The sequence below is a fragment of the Streptomyces sp. NPDC088354 genome (assembly GCF_044753585.1).
In the GTDB taxonomy this organism is placed as follows: domain Bacteria; phylum Actinomycetota; class Actinomycetes; order Streptomycetales; family Streptomycetaceae; genus Actinacidiphila.
The window spans coordinates 16,739-38,025 of the sequence record NZ_JBIVNJ010000051.1 but is presented as its reverse complement, the minus strand read 5'-3'; the positions used below and the strand labels follow the sequence as shown (position 1 = coordinate 38,025).

Genomic DNA, 21,287 nt, shown 5'->3' with positions numbered 1-21,287 from the left:
AACATCCAGCAGAACTACACCGGCATCGGCAGCGACGAGCTCGACGCGGCGATGAACAAGGCCGCCGCCGACACCGACACGACCCAGGCCATCACGGACGCCAACGCGGCCGACGTGCTGATCTGGCAGCAGGCCAACCTGCTGCCGCTGTACCAGCGCCCCGAAATTTTCGCGGTCAAGAGCAGTCTGGTCAACATCGGCGCCTCCGGCTTCCAGGACGTGCTGTACCAGAACATCGGCTTCCTGAAGTAGGCCCTGCCGTCTCCCGGACGTGTCCGCCCTGCCACCGCCGCGCGGCGGGGCGGACCGTCGTCCCGGCCGGCCCTCGCACCGCAGGTGCGGGACGGGCACGGCTCCTTCCGCACGATCAGGGTGCGGGCGGGGGGAACCTCGGTCCCACAGTGTCAGCGGTCGAGCATTTCCCCCGCGGCCCTCAGGATCAGCCTGACGTGATTCCTCCGTCGGGGCCGAGGTCGTGACGGGCCGCCCGCAGCCGTCCAAGGGCACCGCCGGCGGCACTCCTCGCCGGCCCTGCGCCGGCGGTCAGCCGATTCCCACCTGAATGTCGGGTCATGGGCGGGGCGACGCCGACGAAGTGACCGTCACAGATATGGGGACGGCGACCAGGGCGGCCGCTTCGCAGAAAGTTCTATGGGCACAGGAGGGTGGGGTCAGCTGTGCATGGAAGGCCGAACCGTGTCCCAGACCAACACGTCCAGTGGCTCCCGGTGCCCCTGGAGTCTCACGCCGCCGGGCATCACCCCGATGTCGAGGTGCAGCGGCCCGGCTCACCCGAGCCGTCCCCTGGCGCCGGGCCAGGAAGCCTCAGCGCCTCGGGCGAGGGCGCCGGAAGGCAGCCAGGACAGGTAGGACAAGAGCACGTGGCCGCTGAGAGAGGTTCCGCGTCAGCCCTCGGGTCCCGGCTGGTTTTCGAGGACGTGGCCGGATTCTCGATAGCTTCAGCCAAGATGTCGGCCATGGGATGACGCTGCGTCGTGCGAGGAGGACTCGGCGGTTGTGCGATCGTCCGCGCCGATGGCGGGGAGGCGAACCGCTACGCGTGGCAGGAAGCAGCCGACGAGGGGCCCCATGCACAGCGCGATGAGCACGGTTCCGACACCGGCAGTTCCGCCCAGAAGCCAGCCGGCGCCGGCGACGGTGACTTCGATGCCGGTGCGTACCACCGCGATGGGGAGGCGGGTACGCCGGACGAGTCCGGTCATGATGCCGTCGCGGGGGCCAGATCCGAATTGTGCGCCGAGGTAGAGCGCGTCGAAGAACGCCAATGCGACGAGGCCGACCATGAGGTATCCGATCTCGGCGAGTGTCCCTTGGGGGCGGGGGAGCACGGTGGCGGTGGCATCCGCGGCGAAGCCCACGATGGCCACGTTCAGGAGCGTGCCGAGACCGGGCAGCTCGCGCAGGGGGATCCATGCGAGCAGCACCAGCAGGGAGATGAGGTTCGTCGTCCAGCCGAAAGAGATGCCGAGAGCCTTGGCGGTGCCCTCCGTGAGCACATTCCAGCTGGCCGCTCCCAGCCCGGACTCGACGAGCGTCATCACGGCGACCCCGTACCCCACCAGGCCGACCAGAAGCTGGGGGATACGACGCGCCTTCCGGCCCGCGCGAAGTTGGGCAAGTGCGTTCATATGGGTCGTCATCGGTGTCATCGGCTGGTCGTGACGGGCCCGGACGGAGGTGTGCGCAGAGGGAGCGGGAGGTGCCATGGGGCAAGCCTGCAGGGCATCTGGACCTGGATTCCATAGCCAGATTCGTTACGCTGGTTGGGTGAAAGTCTCTTCGCACGTGGTGGCCGGCATGCTGGGCCCCTGGCAGGAAGGCCCCGGTCCCGCGCATCAGCGCCTGTCCGACCGGCTGCGGTTGCTGGTGCTGGACGGCCGTCTCCCCCTCGGCTCGGTCCTGCCCAGTGAGCGTGACCTGGCCACCGCTCTGTCCACCAGCAGAACCACCGTCGGCACCGCGTACCGCACTCTGGTCGAGCACGGATACCTTGCCACGCGGGCGCGGGCCAGGGCGGCGGTGCGGCTGCCTCACGACACGCCACCCGAGCGCCGGGCCGGCGCGGACGCGGCGACCATCGACCTGTCCTTCGCCGCGCCGGCCGCTCCCGTCGAGATCCTGCACGCCGCCTTCGCGGCCGCTCTCGAACAGCTGCCGCGGCACTTCGAGCGCCACGGCTACGACCGCAACGGCACCGCGGAGCTGCGCGAGGCGGTGGCTCACTGGTACGAACGGCGGGGGCTGCCCACGGCGCCCGACCACATCCTCATCACCAACGGGGCGCAGCACGCGCTGGCCCTTCTGGCACGAACACTCCTGTCGCCACGGGACCAGGTCCTCATCGACCATCCGACCTACCCGCACGCGATCAGCACGTTCACCGAAGTCCGGGCCCGTCTCCTACCCGTCGCCGTGGCGGCCTCAGGGTGGGACACCGCTCAACTCCAGGCTGCGGGGCGAAGCGCGAGTCTGGCCTATCTGATCCCCGACTTCCACAATCCGACGGGGCTGTGCATGCCCACGAGCGTCCGCCGCGGCCTCGGACTCGCGTGCCCCACGGTCATCGACGAAACCATGACCGACCTGGCCTTGGACGGCGCGAGCCCGGAGCCCTTCGCGGCCCACATGCCGACCGCCATCAGTATCGGCTCGGTCTCCAAGAGCATCTGGGGTGGCCTGCGCATCGGCTGGATCCGCGCAACGCCCTCCCTGCTGCGCCGCGTTCAGCAGACCCGTCACGCCACGGATCTGGGCACCCCTCTCGTCGAGCAGCTCGCCACAGCCGTCCTCCTGAACGAGGAGCGGACCCGGCGGCCCGGCACACTCGATCAACTGAGGGCGCAACGCGACGCACTGCGCCAAGCGCTCTCCGAGCACCTGCCCGACCTCCACGCCCCGCAGCCGGTCGGCGGGTTGACGCTGTGGGCGACCTTTCCCCGGCCCATCAGCTCCCGACTGGCCGCGATCGCCCCCGACTACGGAGTGATCATCGCCGCCGGACCGCGATTCGGGATCGGAGGCGCGTTCGAACGCAACATCCGGCTGCCCTACGTCCTCCCGCCGGGCAAACTGACCCAGGCGATCCGCGGACTCGCCCAGGCGGAACAGGCACTCACGCGAGGTGCGACGGGAGCTCACAGCCCCGCACCCGTTGCATGAGCGTCGGCGCGTGACGCCACGGGTTCGGCCCTGAGCCGTCAGCTCATTCCCGACGCGTCCGCCAAGGCCGTGGCGGTGGCCACGGCCAGCCCGCCCAAGCTCCGGCCTTGAGCCGCGACGCGGCCGCTGGATCCGTCGAAGACGACGGTGAGCTGGTGGGCGAGCAGATCGGCGTCGTGTGCGCCGCCGCGACGGGCCTCCTCGCGGAAGAAGTCGGTGAGCGCGTCTTTGTAGCGCCGGGCGACCACGCTGGCGGGGTGCTCGGGGTTCTTGAGCTCGAACGCGGTGGCCAGGAAGGGGCAGCCGAGGTAGTCCGGTGACGCGGACAGCGACTCCAGCCGGTGGAAGACATGCATGATGCGATCACGCGGCGGCAGGTCGGCCTCGGGAGCGGGCAGCAGCCCGCCGAGGTAGCCGGAACCGGCGCGGTCCAGGCTGGCCGCCAGGACGTCGTCCTTGCTGGTGAAGAGCTGGTACATCGACCGCTTGGAGACTCCGGCCGCCCGGCACAGTGCCTCGACGCCGATGCTGACGCCTTCCCGGTAGAAGAGCACCGCCGCGGCATCGAGGAGCCGCTCGCGGGTCGGTACCGCTACCGCGGTGGATTCGGGCGAGGCGGGTGTGCCGGACGTCATGGGAGGGATCCTACGCCCTGTGTTGCCGGAGTAAAACGATCGGTTTACAGTGGATGAAAACCGATCGGTTTCCGCCGTCGGTCCTCACGCTGGGAGTATCTTCATGACTGCAATCGCAGGTTCGACCGTTCTCGTCACCGGAGGCAGCCGAGGTCTCGGCCGGGCCCTGGTGGAATCCCTGTACGCCCGGGGCGCCAAGAAGGTCTACGCCACCGCCCGCGACCCCCGCACCGTCACCCACACCGGCGCGGTCCCGCTGCCGCTGGAGGTCACCGACCCCGCCTCGGTGGCCGCCGTCGCGGCGCAGGCGCAGGACGTCACCATCCTGATCAACAATGCCGCCGGTGCCGTGTCGGCCTCGTTCCTGACCTCCCCGGTGGACGACGTCCGCCGCGAGTTCGACACCAACTTCTACGGCCCCCTGCTGATGACCCGGGCCTTGGCCCCTGTCATCGAGGCCAACGGCGGCGGCCACCTGCTCAACGTGCACTCCGTCCTGTCCTGGGTCGCGCTCTCCGGCTCCTACAGCGCCTCCAAGGCGGCGCTGTGGTCCCAGACCAACTCGCTGCGTCTGGAGTTGAAGCCGCGCGGCATCACCGTCACAGGGCTGCATGTCGGTTACGTGGACACCGACATGGCGGCGCACATCGACGCCCCGAAGTCGTCGCCGGAGAGCGTCGCGGAGCAGGCGCTGGACGGGATCGAATCCGACGCCTACGAAGTGCTGGCCGATGAGCTCACCCGCCAGGTCAAGGCGGGCCTGGCGGCCGACCTCGCCGGTCTGTACCCGCAACTGGCCGCCTGAGCGAGGCGTCCCGCTGCGATGTCTGCCGGCACACCCGGCACGCGCCGAGGCCGGGCCGCCCTGACGGCACAGCCGCTCACGCGGAGCGGCAGATGCGATCCGACCCGTGGTGACGTGGGACTTTCACCATTGGTCTGCAGGGACGCGGCCATCCTTGACCCTGTTCGGCGCCGCCACCGCGCGCGGCCCGGATCACCGACGGAACGGAGATCCGGGCCGCCGTGCGGCGGAGGGGCAGCCGGCCGGCGCAAGCCTCGGGCGTAACCGCCTTCGAGGGGCTCATGGGGCACCCGCTTCACCAACGGGGAGGAGGCCGCCGGCGTCGACTGCGGCCGCGGCCCGATCCGGGGCACTCTCGGGTCCGGGACCGCGATGTGACCGACCGGCTCCTGGAAGGCGTCCGGTCGCCTCGTCCAGCGGTGCCTTGCCACCCGCGGCCTGGAGGTTCGAACTGATGCGTCACGACGTGCTGATGGCCTACCGGCCGATCCCGCGCGAGCGACTGCTCACGGTCGTGGACGACCTGTTCATGCCCCTCATCGCCGCCGGTCGAGGGCGGACGCCCTCACCCGATCCGGGGCCGGGACGACGGCACGAGCCCGCGGGCCTCGTCATAGCGCAGCGTGACGAGTCGGGCGAGCGCGTCGTGCGTGCCGAGAGGGGCGGAGGTGAGGTCGGCGCCGGAACGGGCGGCGCGGCGGGCGAAGAGCCCAGGGCTCAGGAGGTACGGGGCGACGGCGACGCGGGAGTGGCCCTCGGCGCGGAGAGCGGCGACGGCCTCGGCAGGGGTGGGACCGGCGGCGCAGAGATAGGCGGGGACGACTGCGTGGCCACCGGGGAGGCGGTCGTGCAGCAGTGAGGCCGTCGCCGCGGCGTCCGCGTTGGCGCCGGGATCGCTGGATCCGGCCGCGGCGAGTACGACCGGTCCGTCCCCGGTGCGCCACCCGGCGTCGGCGAGGCGGTCGGCGAGGGCGTCGGCCAGTAGCGCGTCCGGGCCGAGCGCGCGGGCGACGCGGGCGCGCACATGCGCCGCTGCGGCAAGGGCCTCGGGGATGTCGACGCGGACGTGGTACCCGGCGCCGAGCAGCAGCGGAACCAGGACCACCTCGCCGGTGAGGCGCGCCAATGCCTCGGGCAGGGACGGGGAGACGAGGTCGAGGAAGCACCGTTCGACTCGCAGGTCCGGACGGAGAAGCCGCACCCGGGCGACCAGCGCCTCGGCCGACGCGACACCGTCCGCGTCCCGGGTGCCGTGGGCCACGGCGAGCAGCGTCGGCAGCACGGGGCGGGCGGCGGGGAGAACGGGAGGAGCGGCGGCCGTCACATCGTCGCCAGGCAGTAGCCGCGCTTGGGGACGGTCCTGACCAGGCCGCTGTGCGGGCCGAGCGAGGCCCGCAGGCGGGCGATCGCCGCCTCGACGGCGTGCTCGTCGGTGTCGGAGTCCGCCCAGGCCCGGCGCAGCAGTTCGGCGCGGCTGAGCACCCAGCCCGGCCTCCGCGCCAGCGCGCGCAGCAGCGCGGCGCCCTTCGGCGAGAGCCAGTAGCTCTCCTGGTCGACCAGCAGCGCGCTGCCCTGCAGCACCAAGGTGCGGCCGCCGAGGTGGAGTTCCTGGCGGCCGCGTGAGGGCAGCGTCTCGGTGAGCGTGCGGACCAGAGCGCCGAGGCGGCCGCGCTCGGGCCAGACCGCGGGCAGTCCGGCGTCCAGCAGCGGGCGGGCGCAGACCGGGCCGACGCACACCGGCAGCACATCGGCGGACATCGCCTCCAGCACCCGCTCGCGCAGGCCGTCGGCCGCGGCGGTCTCCAGTGAAGGCGCTGATCGCGGGCGCGCTGGTGAAGGCCAGCGCGTGGACCTCGCGGCGCGCGGTCTGCTCGACCAGCCGTCGGACCGGGCCCGGGTCCTCCGGCGGTGCCCACCGGTAGACGGGGACCGGGACGACCTGGGCGCCGCGCTCGCGCAGCGCCGCGCTGAACCCGGTGAGCGGCAGGCCGTGTTCCTGCACAGCGATCCGGCGGCCGTCCAGTGGCCGGGCCAGCAGCCAGGTCAGCAGTTCATCGGTGGCCTCGCTACGGGGGGAGTAGGACTCGTCCAGCCCGCTGGCGCGGACGGCGCCGGTCGCCTTCGGGCCGCGGGTCAGGACCACGGCGTTCCGGCAGGCGGCGGCGAGTTCGGCCCCGCGGCCCCAGCCGTCGGCGGCGCTCATCCAGCCGCGCCAACCGACGCCGGTGGTCGCCACGACGTAGTCGAGCGGCGCGGTCAGGCACTGCTCGGTCGCCCGGCGCAGCGCGATGTCGTCCTCCAGCGGGAGGATGCGCAGCGCCGGGGCCTCGACCACGCGTGCGCCGCGCCGGGTCAGCAGCGCGACGAGCTCGTCGCGGCGGCGTGCGGCGGTCACGCCGACGGTGAAGCCCGTCAGCGGACCGGCCGGCTCGGTCGGGGTGGGGTTGGCGGAGCCCATGGACGCAGACTCGGGCCACGCTGTTACCAGCACATTGCCCGGCCGTCTCGCCCGCGTTAGACAAAGGCCGTGCCGTGTTACGGCGCATGTCCTCGAGCGCACCCCGTCCGGCCGGCGGCGTGAGGGACGCGTACCCCGGGCGCAACACGGGCGACAAGGCGGTGTAACGCCCCACGGTCAAGGTCGTTGGCATGACGACCACCACTGACACCCACTGCCCGTACTGCTCGCTGCAGTGCGGCATGCGTCTCGCGGCGGTCGACGGTGCCCGGACGCTGGTGGTCGAGCGGCCCGCGTTCCCGGTCAACCAAGGCGCGCTCTGCGGGAAGGGCCAGTCCGCCGCGGCGCTGCTCGGGCCGGCGAGCCGGCTGAGCACACCGCTGGTGCGCGAGCACGGCGAACTGAGGGCGGCGAGCTGGGACGAGGCCCTGGACCGGGCCGCACGCGGCTTCGCGGCGATCCGCGCCGCGCATGGTGCCGACGCGGTCGGTGTCCTGGGGGGCGGCGGACTCACCAACGAGAAGGCGTACCAGCTGGGCAAGTTCGCCCGGGTCGCGCTGGGCACCGCCAACATCGACTACAACGGCCGCTTCTGCATGTCCTCGGCCGCGGTCGCCAACAGGCTCGCCTTCGGCCTGGACCGGGGGCTGCCCTTCCCGCTCGAGGACATCCCGCGCACCGACTGCCTGATCCTGGTCGGCGGAAACCCCGCGGAGACGATGCCGCCAGCGCTGCGCTACTTCCGCGAACTGCGCGAGAACGGCGGCACATTGATCGTCATCGACCCGCGCCGCACCCGCACCGCCGAGCAGGCGGACATCCACCTGCAGCCGCTGCCCGGCAGCGACCTGGCGCTCGCGCTCGGTCTGCTGCACCTGCTCATCGCCGACGGGATGGTCGACACCGCGTTCGTCGAGGCACGCACCACCGGTTTCGGGCAGGCCCGCGCCGCCGCGATGGCCCACTGGCCGGAGCGCGTCGAGCGGATCACCGGCGTCGCGGCGTCGCGACTGCGCGAGGTCGCCCACCGCTTCGGGCGCGCCAGGACCGGCATGGTGCTGACCGGGCGGGGACCGGAGCAGCAGAGCAAGGGCACCGACACCGTCGGCGCGTGGGCCAACCTGTGCCTGGCCTCCGGCAAGGCGGGCCGGCTGTACTCGGGCTACGGCTGTCTGACCGGCCAGGGCAACGGGCAGGGCGGGCGGGAGCACGGCCAGAAGGCCGACCAGCTCCCCGGCTACCGCTCGATCGAGGACCCGGCGGCGCGCCGGCACGTCGCCCACGTCTGGGGCGTGGACCCGGACACCCTCCCGCGCTCCGGCCGTTCGGCCTACGAACTGCTGGACAGCCTCGGTGAGCCGGGGCCGGGCGGCGTTCGCGGGCTGCTGCTGATGGGGTCCAACCCCGTCGTCTCCGCCCCGAACGCGGGCCATGTGACGCACCGGCTGCGCTCGCTGGACCTGCTGGTGGTCAGCGATCTGGTGCTCTCCGAGACCGCACGGCTCGCCGACGTCGTCCTGCCCAGTACCCAGTGGGCGGAGGAGACCGGCACGATGACCAACCTCGAAGGCCGGGTGATACTCCGGCAGAGGGCGGTGGACGCGCCCGAGGGCGTGCGCGGCGACCTGTGGCTGATGCGCGGACTCGCCGAACGGCTCGGCGTCACACGTGGGTTCCACGACGATCCGGAGACGGTCTTCGAGGAGCTGCGCCGCGCCTCGGCCGGCGGTCAGGCCGACTACGCGGGCATCAGCTACGAGCGGATCCGCGCCGAGGACGGCGTCTTCTGGCCCTGCCCGGCCGACGGCCACCCCGGCACGCCGCGGCTCTTCCTCGACGCCTTCGCCACGACGGACGGCCGCGCGCGCTTCGCCCCCGTCACCCACCGCCCGGCGGCCGAGGAGCCCGATGACGCGTACCCGCTCCACCTCACCACCGGACGGGTGCTGTCCCAGTACCAGAGCGGCGCCCAGACGCGGCGCGTCGATGCCCTCAACTCCGCCGCGCCGGGGCCGTTCGTGGAGCTGCACCCGATGCTCGCGCGGCGGCTCGGGGTGGCCGAGGGGGAGCTGCTGGCCGTCACCTCCCGGCGCGGGCGGGCGGTCGCACCGGCCCGCATCACCGAGGCGATCCGGCCGGACACGGTGTTCATGCCCTTCCACTGGCCGGGTCCGGGGCGGGCCAACACCCTCACCAACCCGGCCCTGGACCCGACGTCGAAGATGCCTGAGTTCAAGATCTGCGCGGTACGGGTGGAAGCGGTGCGAACCCTGAGCGGTGCGGTCGAGGCCGGCCAGGGGGACCCGTACGAAGGCCCGTGACATCGCTGTCGTCGGAGCCGGGATGGCCGCGGCGCGCTTCGCCGAGCGTTACCACGCCTTCGGTGGCACCGACCGGGTGACCCTCTACGGGGCTGAGGCCCGGGCTCCCTACAACCGGGTGCTTCTCGCCGACGTCCTGACCGGACGCTACGACGCCCAGGCGATCGCCCTGCCGGTCGGCGGTGCCGAACTGCGGCTGGGCCGTGAGGCCGTGGCCGTGGATCTCGACGCGCGCACACTGACCCTGGCCGACGGCCGGAGAGAGGCCTGGGACGCACTCGTCCTCGCCACCGGCGCCAACCCGGTGCTGCCCCCCATCCGCGGCTTGCGGCGTCCTGACGCTGCCCGGCTGCGCGACGGCGTGCACGCCTTGCGCACGCTCGCCGACTGCGCGCGGCTGGCCGAGGACGCCGGCACGGCCCGACGCGCGGTGGTCGTCGGGGGCGGTGTACTCGGCGTCAGCGCCGCCCGGGCGCTGGCGGCACGCGGCCTGGCCGTCGAGATCGTGCACCAGGGACCGCATCTGATCGAGCGCCAGCTCGACGCCGGAGCCGCTGCCGTGCTGCGCGGCGTGCTGCGCCGGCTGGGCGTCGAGGCCTACGTGGGCAACCGCGCCCGCGCAGTCGTGGACACGGGCGGCACCCATCGCTGCGCGGTCGAGCTGGCCAACGGCCACCGCCTCGGGACCGACCTGGTGGTGATCGCCTGCGGTGTCCGGCCGCGCACCGCGCTCGCCCGCACCGCCGGTCTGGACGTCCGTGCCGGCATCGTCGTCGACGACACGCTGGCCGCGTCCGCGCCCCACGTGTACGCCATCGGCGACTGCACCGAGCACCGCGGCGCGGTGCACGGTCTGTCCGGACCGGCCTGGGAACAGGCCGACGTACTTGCCGCACGGCTCTCCGGCGCCGATTCCGGAGCGCTCTACCACGGCTCCCGCCCGCCGGCCAGGCTCAGCGCCGGACCGCTGGAGTACGCCTCCTTCGGCGAGGTCCACCTCGACGCCGAGGACCTGGCCGCCGATCCCGAACTGGACGTGCTGCGGCTGACCGACGCGACACGCGGCACGTACAAGAAGCTCGTGCTGCGCGGCGAGCGCCTCGTCGGCGCGATCCTCCTCGGCGACCTGGACACCGTGGGCGAACTCACCCTCGCCTATCAGCGCGACGACCCCATGCCCGACCGGCCCCTGCACCTGCTCACCCCCTACGGAGCCATCCGATGACGCATCGCCAGACGTCCGGCCGGACGTCCCGCCGAGTGAAAGACCTGATCCTGATCGGTCACGGCATGGTCGGCCAGCGCTTCCTGGAGACGCTGGTCGAGCAGCCCGGGGCCGCCGACCGGCGGATCACCGTGCTCGCCGAGGAGCCGCGCCCTGCCTACGACCGGGTCCACCTGACCTCCTGGTTCTCCGGCACCGGCATCGAGGAGCTGTCACTGACCCCGCCCGGCTTCCTGACCCGGTACGGCATCGACCTGCGCCTGGCCGACCCGGCCACCTCGATCGACCGGGCCGCGCGAACCGTCACCACCGCCTCCGGCCAGGTCCTGCACTACGACGAATTGGTGCTGGCCACCGGCTCCTACCCGTTCGTCCCGCCGGTCCCCGGCCATGACGCGGCCGGCTGCCACGTCTACCGGACCGTCCAGGACCTGGAGGCGATCCGTGCCGACGCCGCCGACGCCCGCGTCGGCGTCGTCGTCGGTGGCGGGCTGCTCGGCCTGGAGGCGGCGGGCGCGCTCACCGCGCTCGGCCTGGAGACCCACGTCGTCGAGTTCGCGCCCCGGCTCATGGCCGTCCAGGTCGACGAGGGCGGAGGGCAGCTGCTGCGCCGCAAGGTCGAGGACCTGGGCGTCAACGTGCACACCGGCGCCGGCACCCAGGCCATCGTCACCGGCGACGACGGCCGGGTGCGCGGCATGACCCTGTCCGACGGCCGTGAACTCCCCGCCGACCTGGTCGTCTTCTCAGCCGGTGTGCGGCCGCGCGACCAGCTGGCCCGGGACAGCGGCCTGCCGGTCGGCGAACGCGGTGGCATCGTCGTCGACGAGCGCTGCCGCACCCGCGACCCGCACATCCACGCCATCGGCGAATGCGCGCTGGCCGCAGACGGCAAGGTCTACGGCCTGGTCGCCCCCGGCTACGCGATGGCCGGCACGGCCGCCCGCTCACTCGCCGGCGACCACCGCGACGAGGACGTCTTCACCGGCGCGGACACCTCGACCAAGCTCAAACTGCTCGGCGTCGACGTCGCCAGTTTCGGTGACGCGCACGGCGCGACCGAGGGCGCGCTCGACGTCCTGTACAGCGACAGCCGCTCCGGTGTCTACAAGAAGCTGGTCATCGGCCGCGAGGGGCAGCTGCTCGGCGGCGTGCTGGTCGGCGACACCGAGTCCTACGCGGTGCTGCGCCCGCTGGCGATCGGCGGCAACCCGCTGCAGACGGCCCCGGAACAGCTGGTGCTGCCGGCCGGTCCCGGCCCGGCCGGGCCGGTCGCGCTGCCGGACGAGGCCGTGGTCTGCTCCTGCCACAACGTGAGCAAGGGCGAGATCCGTGCCGCCGTCCAGCAGCGGGGCTGCGCGACCGTCCCGGAGGTCAAGAGGTGCACCAAGGCGGGCACCGGCTGCGGCAGCTGCGTCAAGCTGGTGGGCACCATCGTGACCGAGGAGCTGGAGGCCAGTGGTGTCAGTGTCGACAAGAGCCTCTGCGAGCACTTCGCGCACACCCGCGCGGAGCTGTACGAGATCGTCCGGGTCGCCGGGATCAGCTCCTTCTCCGACCTGATCGACCGACACGGCAGCGGGCAGGGCTGCGACATCTGCAAGCCGGTCGTCGCCTCGATCCTGGCGGGCCTGGACCACGGCCACATCCTCGACGGCGAGCAGGCCGCGCTGCAGGACACCAACGACCACTTCCTGGCCAACCTGCAACGCAACGGTTCCTACTCGGTGGTGCCCCGGATCCCGGGCGGGGAGATCACCCCGGACGGCCTGATCGCGATCGGCGAGATCGCCCGCGACTTCGGCCTCTACACGAAGATCACCGGTGGTCAGCGCATCGACCTCTTCGGCGCCCGTGTCGAACAGCTGCCCCCGATCTGGCGGCGGCTGGTGGACGCGGGCTTCGAGTCCGGCCACGCGTACGGCAAGTCACTGCGCACGGTGAAGTCCTGCGTCGGCGAGACCTGGTGCCGGTACGGAGTGCAGGACTCGGTGGGCCTCGCCATCGAACTGGAGCTGCGCTACCGGGGTCTGCGCTCGCCCCACAAGCTCAAGTCCGCCGTCTCCGGCTGCGCGCGCGAGTGCGCGGAGGCGCAGGGCAAGGACTTCGGCATCATCGCCACCTCCTCCGGCTGGAACCTCTACATCGGCGGCAACGGCGGCATGACGCCGCGTCATGCCGACCTGCTGGCGGCGGACCTGGACCGGGAGACGCTGATCCGGAGCATCGACCGGTTCCTGATGTTCTACATCCGCACCGCCGACCGGCTGGAGCGGACCTCCGTCTGGCTGGACCGCGTCGAGGGCGGCCTGGAGCACGTGCGGGCGGTCGTGATGGACGACTCGCTGGGCATCTGCGCCGAACTGGACGCGCTGATGGCCCGGCACATCGGCGGCTACCAGGACGAGTGGGCCGCCGTGCTGGACGACCCGGAACGCCTGCGCCGCTTCGCCTCCTTCGTCAACGCCCCCGGCACGCCCGACCCCGCGGTGGCCTTCATGACCGAACGCGGCCAGATCCGCCCCGCCCGCCCCGGCGAGAACGGGCGGATCCTCGCCCCGGCGCTGGTCGCCGGCCCCCGACTGGAGGTGCGTCCCGCATGAGCGAGGTTGTGGAGATCTTCGACGGCACGGCGTGGACGCCTGCGTGCGCGTACGAGGACTTGATCCCGGGGCGCGGTGTGGCCGTGCTTACCACGGGCGGAGAGCAGGTCGCGCTCTTCCGCGACCGGGCGGGCGAGCTGTACGCCGTCGACAACCGGGACCCGTTCAGCGGCGCCCACGTGCTCTCCCGGGGCATCCTCGGCAGCCGAGGAGACGCGCCGACGCTGGCCTCCCCGATGTACAAGCAGGTCTTCGACCTGCGCGACGGCCGCTGCCTCGACGAGGACCACGCCCCGGACGGCACCCCTGCGGTGCTGCGGGTCTGGCCGGTACGCGCCGCCGCATCCGCGACCTCACGGCCGGCCGGCGCGGGCGTGCGCGAGCCGTAGCACGGCCGAGCGGCGGCGAGGCGACCCGCGAAACCTGCCCCTCCTAGCGTCGTCGAAAGCGAAGTTCCCCCAACCCACCAACGAGCGGGTGACAGCTGATGAGCACTGCCGTCGGAACAGAAGGCGCGACCGGCGAGACAGCCGGGGAGGCGTGCCGGGACACGGTCGCGGAGACAAGCGCGGCGGTCGGGACGGCCCGGCGCCGCGGCATCGCCGACTGGCGTCCGGAGGACGAGGCGTTCTGGGAGGAGGCCGGCGCGCGGATCGCCCGCCGGAACCTGGTCTTCTCGGTCCTGTCCGAGCACATCGGCTTCTCGGTGTGGAGCCTGTGGTCGGTGCTCGTGCTGTTCCTCGGCCCGGAATACCACATCGACGCGGCAGGCAAGTTCACGCTCACCGCACTGCCGACGGCGCTCGGCGCCGTGCTCCGCCTGCCCTACACCTTCGCGGTGGCGAAGTTCGGCGGCCGCAACTGGACCGTGTTCAGCGCGCTGCTGCTGCTGGTCCCGACGGTGCTGGCCGGGATCGTGCTGCGGCCCGGGGTCTCCTACGGGACGCTGCTGGCCGTGGCCTGTCTCGCCGGCGTCGGCGGCGGCAACTTCGCCTCCTCGATGGCGAACATCAACGCCTTCTACCCGCAGCGGCTCAAGGGCTGGGCGCTCGGCGTCAACGCGGGCGGCGGCAACCTCGGCGTCCCGGTCGTGCAGTTGATCGGCCTGCTGGTGCTGGCAACGGCGGGCGCGACCTGGCCGCGGCTGGTACCGCTGGTCTACCTGCCGCTGATCGTGCTCGCCGCGGTGGGCGCGGCGCTGAAGATGGACAACCTGACGTCGATGAGGAACGACAGGCGGGCTCTGCGCGAGGTCGCCAAAGAGCCTCACAGCTGGGTCATGGCGCTGCTCTACATCGGCACCTTCGGCTCGTTCATCGGCTTCGGCTTCGCCTTCGGGCAGGTGCTGCAGGTGCAGTTCCACCAGCAGTTCGACACCCCCGTGAAGGCCGCGTACCTGACCTTCCTCGGTCCCCTGCTGGGGTCGCTGGTGCGGCCGTTCGGCGGGAGGCTGGCGGACCGCTGGGGTGGCGCCAAGGTGACGCTGTGGACCTTCGCCGCGATGGCGGGGGGCGCGAGCCTGGTGCTCGTGGCGTCGCGGCACGACTCGCTGCCGATGTTCCTGGCCGGCTTCGTGGCACTGTTCGTGCTCAGCGGGATCGGCAACGGGTCGACCTACAAGATGATCCCGGCGATTTTCCAGGCCAAGGCGCGGATCGCCGTCGCGGCCGGAGCGGACGCGGGGACCGCGGAGCGGGACTCGCGGCAACGGGCGTCGGCGCTGATCGGGCTGGCCGGCGCGATCGGGGCCTTCGGCGGGGTGCTGGTGAACCTCGCCTTCCGGCAGTCGTTCCTGGCCGGCGGGAGCGGCGACGCGGCGTACGGGGCCTTCCTGGCTGTGTACGCGATGTGCTTCACCGTGACGTGGGCGGTCTACCTGCGGCCCGGGGTGGGACCGATGCGCGGGGTATGAGACCGGCCTCCGACCGCACCCTCCGCGTAGCGCCGCAGCCGTTCCGCCGGCTCACGCTCACGGGTGCCGAGTAGGGTTCGGGGCGTGTTCGAGGCCGAGGAACGAGAGCGGGTCCGGGAGCGTCTGCTGGCTCTCGCGGTCGCGGATCCCGAGGTCGTGGGCGCCGCGGTCACCGGGTCCGAGGCCCTCGGCGCCGCCGATCGCTGGTCCGACCTCGACCTGGCGTTCGCTGTCGACGGCGAACGCGGTCCGGTGCTGGAGCGGTGGACGTCGACGCTGTACGAGGACTTCTCCGCCCGGCACCACTGGGACCTGCCCTCGGGCTCCACGCTCTACCGGGTGTTCCTGCTGCCCGGCTGGCTCGAGGTCGATCTCGCGTTCACCCCGGCCGATGAGTTCGGGCCGCTGGGGCCGGCCTGGCGCACCGTCTTCGGTTCCACCGTCCCCCGCCCGCGGGGCGAACCTCCCGGCCGCAGCCATCTGGTCGGCCTGGCCTGGCACCACGCGCTCCACGCACGCACCTCCATCGAACGCGAACGGTACTGGCAGGCCGAGTACTGGATCAGCGCCGTCCGCGACCAGGTCATCGCACTCGCCTGCCGCCGCCTCGGCCACCCCTCCGGCTACGCCAAGGCAGCCCACCTGCTCCCCGGGGACGTCACCGCCCCGCTCCACGACACGCTCATCCGGTCGCTGGACGACCAGGAACTGCGCCGGGCCCTGGACGCCGTGCTGACCGCGCTGGCAGGCGAACTGGAACGCGCCGACGACGCGCCGGCGGGGTGGCTTCTTCCCATGCTCGCCGAACTTGCCGACGGGTGAGGACGGCTGTGCCGTAACGGCCGGCATCGCGTTCTGGTCGGACTGTGTGAGCACGCAACCCCACTGCCTTCTGGGCACGGCGACGACACGTCAGGGGCTGCGCCACTGAAGCGCAGATATGACTATTTAAGCCAGATGAGAAATTGCATGGTATTTCATGAGAAGCAGCGTTCTGAGGTGATTCAGCGGTGCCGGGAGGTGAGGATCAGTGCACGCCCGGCCGAACGGCCAAGGCGGTGACGGGGCGTCAGCTCCCGTCCGTACGGAAAGGTCTGAACATGATCAACGGGTTGAAGAGGGTCGCGGCCCTGGGCGCGGCGACGGTGGCCCTGGCCGCGAGCGCGATCGCCGGCACGGTCGGCACGGCGTCGGCCGCTCCGCAGGACCACCGGCACCGGCCGCCGGTGGCGTCGCACCACTGCGTGAAGGCGGCGGGTCACTGGGCACGGCAGTGGCACCCGGCGTACCGGGACCGGCACCACCGCTGGCATCCCGGTCAGTGGACCCGCGTCTGGCGCCCCGCCCACCAGCAATGCCACCGCTGACTCCATAGCTGACGCCGATACCCGCCCGTAGGGGACGGCGACCCGAACCGGAACCGGCCCCGACACACCTCCCTCCGAGGGGTGCGTCGGGGCCGGCTCGTCGTGTCGCATCCGCTCTTCGGGCGGTGGGTGCCAGAACCGTGCCTGACCTGTGAGGCGGCGTGTCGGTCCTCGTCGGGCGCCGCGTCGCGTTCAGGAGAACGCGAAGCGAATGCGCCGGCCGTATCAGGCAGTTGAGGCAGCTGACCGGCGTTACGCGGGGTGGAGAACGGGATCGATCTCGGCCAGGCTTTCGTGCAGCTCGCGAGCCCCCAGAGCGACCCGGCCGTCAGGATTCCGCGCCAGTTCCTCGCAGAGCCGCATCGCGTCGTCGCGTTCGCCGGCGTAGATGGCGAAGACATCGAGGACCGCGGTGTGGATCCAATCGCCGTGACCGGGGTCGGCGACTGCCGGCGCGGAGGCGACCACCCGCAACCCGGCCTTGTCGACGCGTCGAAGCAAGGCTTGCGCGGTGACCCGGGTGACAAAGGTGTTTTCGCGGTCGGGCACCAGCTCCAGCAGCGGCCCCACGGCCTCCTCCATCTCGGCGAAGCCCGCCAGGCCGTGACCGGCGTCCGCGCGGTCTGCGGAGTCACCGCTTCGCCCGAGCTCACCGAGCGCCACGACAACTGCCCGCCGCAGGGCACTGTCCACCCGCTTGCCCACCCCTCCCACGGATTCCGGCCAACACGGGCAGCGTGCCCTCCAGCTGCCGGGGCGTCTCGGCGCGGGACTCCCTGTCCGAAGCGTCCAGAGCCGTTGATGTGCCTCCGCGAGCGCGCGAGAGCCACCGAAAGTGTGCGAATGCCCAGGTCCCGGCGTCGCCCAGGCTACGGCGTCGTTGCGCCGAGATCACACTCGAAGGTCTTCAACGCGCAATTATGGCAGGCCGGTTAACAAACTTACAAGATCTTTACGTTCCTTCGCCGAGGTGATCAAATCCGTCCGAGCGTCAACGTCTTGGAGGTGCCGTGCGGCCACCCGTTGCACGAAGAACTGGAATAGCGGTCGTGGGCGCAACAAGCGCCCTCGTGGCCGCTTTGATGACCCCCGCACCCGCACTCGGGGTGCCTACCGGCTCTCCGGCCGGAGCGGTACGCGACGGTGGGGCTGCGGAACCACCCACGAAGGTGACGCTGATCACCGGTGACAAGGTGACCGTGACCGCCGGGCCGGCCGGTGCGCCCGCCTCGGTGAGTGTGGAGCGCAGGCCCGGGGCCGCAGGATCGGTCCGGGTGGTCGCCGACGGCGCCGACACCTACGTCTATCCCGACGACGTCATGCCCTACGTCGCCTCGGGCCGCCTCGACAAGCGGCTCTTCAACGTCACGCAGTTGGTGGCCCAGGGATACGACGACGCGCACACCCGTGAACTCCCCCTGATCGTCAGCCACCTGAAGTCGGCGGCCGCCAAGCAGTCCGTCGCCCGCCTGCCCGGGCTCAAGACGACGGCGAACTTGCCTTCCGTCAACGGTGAGGCGGTCCTCGCGGGCCGGTCGAGGGCGGCGGAATTCTGGTCGGCACTGACCGGCGGCAGCGCGAAGACCGCCTCACGCCAGGACGCGGCAGCCGGGTCGTCCTTCGGCTTCGGCGTGGGCAAGGTCTGGCTCGACGGCAAGGCGGAGGCATTCCTCGCCGACACCACGGCGCACATCGGTGCCCCGACGGCCTGGGCCGGGGGAACCACCGGCACCGGCGTCCGGGTGGCCGTGCTGGACACGGGCGCCGACACAGAACACCCCGATCTCGTGGACCGCTTGGTCGCCACCGAGAGTTTTGTCCCCGGTGAGGACGTCACCGACCGGCAGGGCCACGGCACGCACACGGCCTCGACCGTCGCCGGCACCGGCGCCGCCTCGGGCGGCACGGAGCGGGGTGTCGCCCCGTCCGCCGACCTGCTGGTGGGCAAGGTGCTCGACAACGGAGGCTCAGGTCAGGAGTCCTGGATCATCGCGGGCATGGAGTGGGCGGCGCGGACCGAGCACGCCAAGGTCATCAACATGAGCCTCGGCAACCGGAACCTCACCGACCAGTCCGACCCGATGAGCCAGAGCCTGAACAGCCTCAGCGCCGAGACCGGCGCACTCTTCGTCGTCGCGGCCGGTAACGCGGGACCCTCCCCGTACAGCCTGTCGGCACCGGGGACGGCCGACGCCGCCCTGACCGTGGGGGTGGTCGACACCTCCGACCAACTCGACCCGCGGTCCAGTTCCGGGCCGCGCGGACTCGACGACGGCCTCAAGCCGGACATGACCGCTCCCGGCATCAACGTCCTGGCGGCCCGCTCCCAGTACGCGGATTCGGGCGAGGGCTACTACCAGACCATGAGCGGCACTTCGATGGCCGCCCCGCACGTGGCCGGCGCGGCCGTCCTGCTGGCCCAGAAGCACCCCGACTGGACGGGGCAGGAGATCAAGGACGCGCTGATGAGCACCAGCGCGCGGACCCCCGCCTACAGCCCGTACCGCGCGGGCACCGGCCGGGTGGACGTGGCAGCCGCCTACGACCCGGCCGTCGTCGCGACCGGATCGGTGGACGTCGGGCTCGTCCCGTGGTCGCGCTCCGGAACCCCGCCGGTCGACCGGCCGATCGTCTACACCAACCCGGGAGACCACCCCGTCACGCTGGATCTGTCCGTCGATCCGGGCGACTCGGCGGCCGGGGTCTTCTCCCTCGCCGCGAACCACGTCGAGGTGCCGGCACACGGGACCTCACAGATCGCCCTGGTCGCGGACCCGAGGGGCCGGGCCGCAGGCCAGTACTCCGGCCAGGTCCTCGCCCGTGACGCGAGCGGCGCCGTGCTCGCGCACACAGCGGTGGGGATGAGCGTCGAACCCGAGCGCTACAACCTCACCGTGCGCACGGAGGACCGCTCCGGCAATCCCATCGGTGGCTTCATCGAGATCCGCAGCACCAAGGGCTCGTCCTTCGCCGAGGTGCCCGAAAGCGGCACGCTCACCCAGCGTCTGGCACCCGGCCCCTACACGGTCCTGACCTTCGCCGAGGTGGAAGGCACTCACGGCCCCAACTCCCTCGGATTCGCGCTGCTCGCCGCACCCGAGGTCGACCTCTCGACCGACCGAGAGGTGCTCCTCGACGCCTCACGGGCACGCCAGGTCCGGGCGATCACGCCCAAGCCCAGCGCCATCGTCAGCAGCAGGCTCGAGATCTACCGCTCCTTCACCTCGGACAAGCCCACCGCCGGTGACGGCGGCCTGGTGGAGTCGGTCCTCCCCGACACCCGCTACGACAGCCTGTGGGCACTTCCCACCGCGGGCGACCCGGTGAAGAAGGGCAGTTTCGTCTTCACCACCAAGCTCCGGGCCCAGCAGACACCGCTGACCATCGAGTACGACGACAGCACCATCGACGACGCCCTTGTGCAGCGCGGATCCCAGCCGCTCCCCGAGGGGAACACCCGCTTCGACACCCTCTACGCCGGGACCGGCTCCGCCGCCGAGTACGCGGGCCTTTCGGCCCGGGGCCGTGCCGTCGTCGTACGCAGCAGCAGCGAGGTGCCTCCCACCGAGCAGGCGGCGGCGGCGCACGAGGCCGGCGCGGCGATGCTCCTGGTGGTCAACGACGGCCCGGGCAGGAAGAACGACTGGTACGGCGACCCCGACAACGTCACGACCGGGCCGCTCCCGGTGGCATCGGTGACCCAGGACGAGGGCGAGACCCTCATCCGGGACATCACGACCTCCCGCAAGCAGCGACTGCGGCTGGCGATGGAGGCACATCCCGCACCGGAGTACCTGTACGACCTGGTCGACTACCACTCCGGGAGCGTTCCCGAGGACCCCTCGATCGTCGCGGACCCGGGCACCCTCGCGCGCGTCGACATCGACTTCGCCCAGCCGCCCGGAAAGCGTGCCACCGAGACGCGGGTGGACTACCCGCCCTATCTGTGGGGCGCCGCCAGCCAGGTCGCCGGTGACCCCGTCGCCCCCGGCGAGCGCACCGACTGGCTCTCCGCGGGAGACGGCATCCGCTGGCAGCAGTTCGCCTACCTCCCCGGCTGGATGGGATCCGGCAGCCTGCCGACGGCGTACCGGCCCGGCAGCAAGCAGGACGAGCGCTGGCTCGGCCCCGTCGTCCGCCCACGCCTCCTGGACAAGGACCTCCCCGTCCGGGACGAGACATCGCTCTCGTTCTACGTCGGCGGCTTCGGCGACTCCGGTACGGCGCACAGCGGCAGCGCCGAGTACGGAACCGCCATGTCCCAGAGCATCGAGCTCTACCAGGGCGAACGGCAGCTGCTCCGGACCGACAGCTCCTACGTTTACGCCTACGACCTCGCACCCGAAACGCTCCCGTACCGGCTCGTCACCGACACCACCGGGGACACCGGACTGAGCCCCTACTCCACCGCCACCCACACCGAATGGAGATTCACCTCAGGCGCCGCGACCCCCGGAACCGTCCCGCTGGCCCAGCTGGACTACGCGGCGGACCTCGACGCCTCCGGCCGTGCGCAACGTACGGCGGATCTCGCCGTCACCCCCACCCTGCCGGGCGTCGCTCCCGGGAAGGACGCCGTTTCGGGGGCCGCACTGGAGGTCTCCTACGATGACGGCGCCACATGGCAGCGCCAGGACCTCAAGGAGAAGAAGGGGACGTGGCAGGCGTCCCTGCGTGCCCCGTCCGGTGCCGACTTCGTGTCGATCCGGGTGACCGCGACTCAGCGGTCGGGCAACGCGGTGACCCAGACCGTCATCCGGGCCTTCGGCCTGAAGTGACGT

14 protein-coding genes and 2 pseudogenes are annotated in these 21,287 nt (G+C 72.0%); 11 read left to right on the top strand and 5 right to left on the bottom strand.

Annotated features, from left to right (window positions below; translation table 11 throughout):
• Positions 1–252 (top strand): annotated as a pseudogene (locus tag ACIP98_RS38010) (ABC transporter family substrate-binding protein); the annotation flags it as partial.
• Between the two features lie 707 nt (positions 253–959).
• Here the strand turns inward: ACIP98_RS38010 and ACIP98_RS38005 are convergent.
• Positions 960–1,670, bottom strand: a complete 711-nt coding sequence (locus ACIP98_RS38005) for a YitT family protein (RefSeq protein ID WP_401980883.1) — start codon at positions 1,668–1,670, stop codon at positions 960–962.
• 118 nt (positions 1,671–1,788) lie between these two features.
• Between ACIP98_RS38005 and ACIP98_RS38000 the strand changes: the two genes are divergently transcribed.
• Positions 1,789–3,180 (top strand): PLP-dependent aminotransferase family protein, encoded by a 1,392-nt coding sequence (locus ACIP98_RS38000; protein WP_319665773.1) that lies wholly within the window; start codon positions 1,789–1,791, stop codon positions 3,178–3,180.
• Positions 3,181–3,218: 38 nt separating this feature from the next.
• Here ACIP98_RS38000 and ACIP98_RS37995 read toward each other — a convergent pair whose 3' ends face one another.
• A complete protein-coding gene (locus ACIP98_RS37995) occupies positions 3,219–3,815 on the bottom strand; it encodes a TetR/AcrR family transcriptional regulator (RefSeq protein WP_401980881.1) in 597 nt (198 codons plus the stop codon).
• 103 nt (positions 3,816–3,918) lie between these two features.
• Between ACIP98_RS37995 and ACIP98_RS37990 the strand changes: the two genes are divergently transcribed.
• A complete protein-coding gene (locus ACIP98_RS37990; RefSeq protein ID WP_319665771.1) occupies positions 3,919–4,620 on the top strand; it encodes an SDR family oxidoreductase in 702 nt (233 codons plus the stop codon).
• Between the two features lie 565 nt (positions 4,621–5,185).
• Here ACIP98_RS37990 and ACIP98_RS37985 read toward each other — a convergent pair.
• Together ACIP98_RS37985 and ACIP98_RS37980 are read right to left on the bottom strand one after the other, a co-directional pair.
• A complete protein-coding gene (locus ACIP98_RS37985) occupies positions 5,186–5,944 on the bottom strand; it encodes a sirohydrochlorin chelatase (RefSeq protein ID WP_401980878.1) in 759 nt (252 codons plus the stop codon).
• Positions 5,941–7,078 (bottom strand): annotated as a pseudogene (locus tag ACIP98_RS37980) (uroporphyrinogen-III synthase). Before ACIP98_RS37980 ends, ACIP98_RS37985 begins: the two are co-directional and overlap by 4 nt.
• Before the next feature lie 191 nt (positions 7,079–7,269).
• Between ACIP98_RS37980 and ACIP98_RS37975 the strand changes: the two are divergent.
• From ACIP98_RS37975 to ACIP98_RS37945, 7 genes are all read left to right on the top strand, one after another.
• Positions 7,270–9,399 carry a molybdopterin oxidoreductase family protein gene (locus ACIP98_RS37975; RefSeq protein ID WP_401980875.1) on the top strand — a complete coding sequence of 710 codons (2,130 nt, stop codon included), beginning with the start codon at positions 7,270–7,272 and terminating at the stop codon, positions 9,397–9,399.
• Between the two features lies 1 nt (position 9,400).
• Positions 9,401–10,624, top strand: coding sequence for an NAD(P)/FAD-dependent oxidoreductase (locus ACIP98_RS37970; protein ID WP_401980886.1), 1,224 nt, complete (start codon positions 9,401–9,403; stop codon positions 10,622–10,624).
• Positions 10,621–13,227, top strand: a complete 2,607-nt coding sequence (nirB, locus tag ACIP98_RS37965) for a nitrite reductase large subunit NirB (RefSeq protein ID WP_401980872.1) — start codon at positions 10,621–10,623, stop codon at positions 13,225–13,227. The genes ACIP98_RS37970 and nirB overlap by 4 nt, the downstream gene beginning before the upstream one ends.
• Complete coding sequence (gene nirD / locus ACIP98_RS37960) at positions 13,224–13,616, top strand: nitrite reductase small subunit NirD (RefSeq protein WP_319665765.1); 393 nt, start codon at positions 13,224–13,226, stop codon at positions 13,614–13,616. Before nirB ends, nirD begins: the two co-directional genes overlap by 4 nt.
• A 98-nt stretch (positions 13,617–13,714) precedes the next feature.
• A complete protein-coding gene (locus ACIP98_RS37955) occupies positions 13,715–15,139 on the top strand; it encodes a nitrate/nitrite transporter (protein WP_401980870.1) in 1,425 nt (474 codons plus the stop codon).
• 84 nt (positions 15,140–15,223) lie between these two features.
• Positions 15,224–15,961: a hypothetical protein gene (locus ACIP98_RS37950; protein WP_401980869.1), complete on the top strand. Its 738-nt coding sequence runs from the start codon at positions 15,224–15,226 to the stop codon at positions 15,959–15,961.
• Positions 15,962–16,239: 278 nt separating this feature from the next.
• Entirely contained in the window at positions 16,240–16,506 is a 267-nt protein-coding gene (locus ACIP98_RS37945; protein WP_319665762.1) for a hypothetical protein, read from the top strand.
• Between the two features lie 252 nt (positions 16,507–16,758).
• On the opposite strand, the gene ACIP98_RS37940 is transcribed toward ACIP98_RS37945, so the two are convergent.
• Positions 16,759–17,199 (bottom strand): hypothetical protein, encoded by a 441-nt coding sequence (locus ACIP98_RS37940; RefSeq protein ID WP_401980867.1) that lies wholly within the window; start codon positions 17,197–17,199, stop codon positions 16,759–16,761.
• A 476-nt stretch (positions 17,200–17,675) separates the two neighbouring features.
• Between ACIP98_RS37940 and ACIP98_RS37935 the strand changes: the two genes are divergently transcribed.
• Positions 17,676–21,284, top strand: a complete 3,609-nt coding sequence (locus ACIP98_RS37935) for a S8 family peptidase (protein WP_401980866.1) — start codon at positions 17,676–17,678, stop codon at positions 21,282–21,284.
• The last annotated feature ends 3 nt before the right edge of the window (positions 21,285–21,287 follow it).

Coding starts and splice junctions, on each gene's coding strand:
- ACIP98_RS38005 (WP_401980883.1), bottom strand. CDS start 1,670: ATGACACCGATGACGACCCATATGAACGCACTTGCCCAACTTCGCGCG.
- ACIP98_RS37995 (WP_401980881.1), bottom strand. CDS start 3,815: ATGACGTCCGGCACACCCGCCTCGCCCGAATCCACCGCGGTAGCGGTA.
- ACIP98_RS37990 (WP_319665771.1), top strand. CDS start 3,919: ATGACTGCAATCGCAGGTTCGACCGTTCTCGTCACCGGAGGCAGCCGA.
- ACIP98_RS37975 (WP_401980875.1), top strand. CDS start 7,270: ATGACGACCACCACTGACACCCACTGCCCGTACTGCTCGCTGCAGTGC.
- nirB (WP_401980872.1), top strand. CDS start 10,621: ATGACGCATCGCCAGACGTCCGGCCGGACGTCCCGCCGAGTGAAAGAC.
- nirD (WP_319665765.1), top strand. CDS start 13,224: ATGAGCGAGGTTGTGGAGATCTTCGACGGCACGGCGTGGACGCCTGCG.
- ACIP98_RS37955 (WP_401980870.1), top strand. CDS start 13,715: ATGAGCACTGCCGTCGGAACAGAAGGCGCGACCGGCGAGACAGCCGGG.
- ACIP98_RS37945 (WP_319665762.1), top strand. CDS start 16,240: ATGATCAACGGGTTGAAGAGGGTCGCGGCCCTGGGCGCGGCGACGGTG.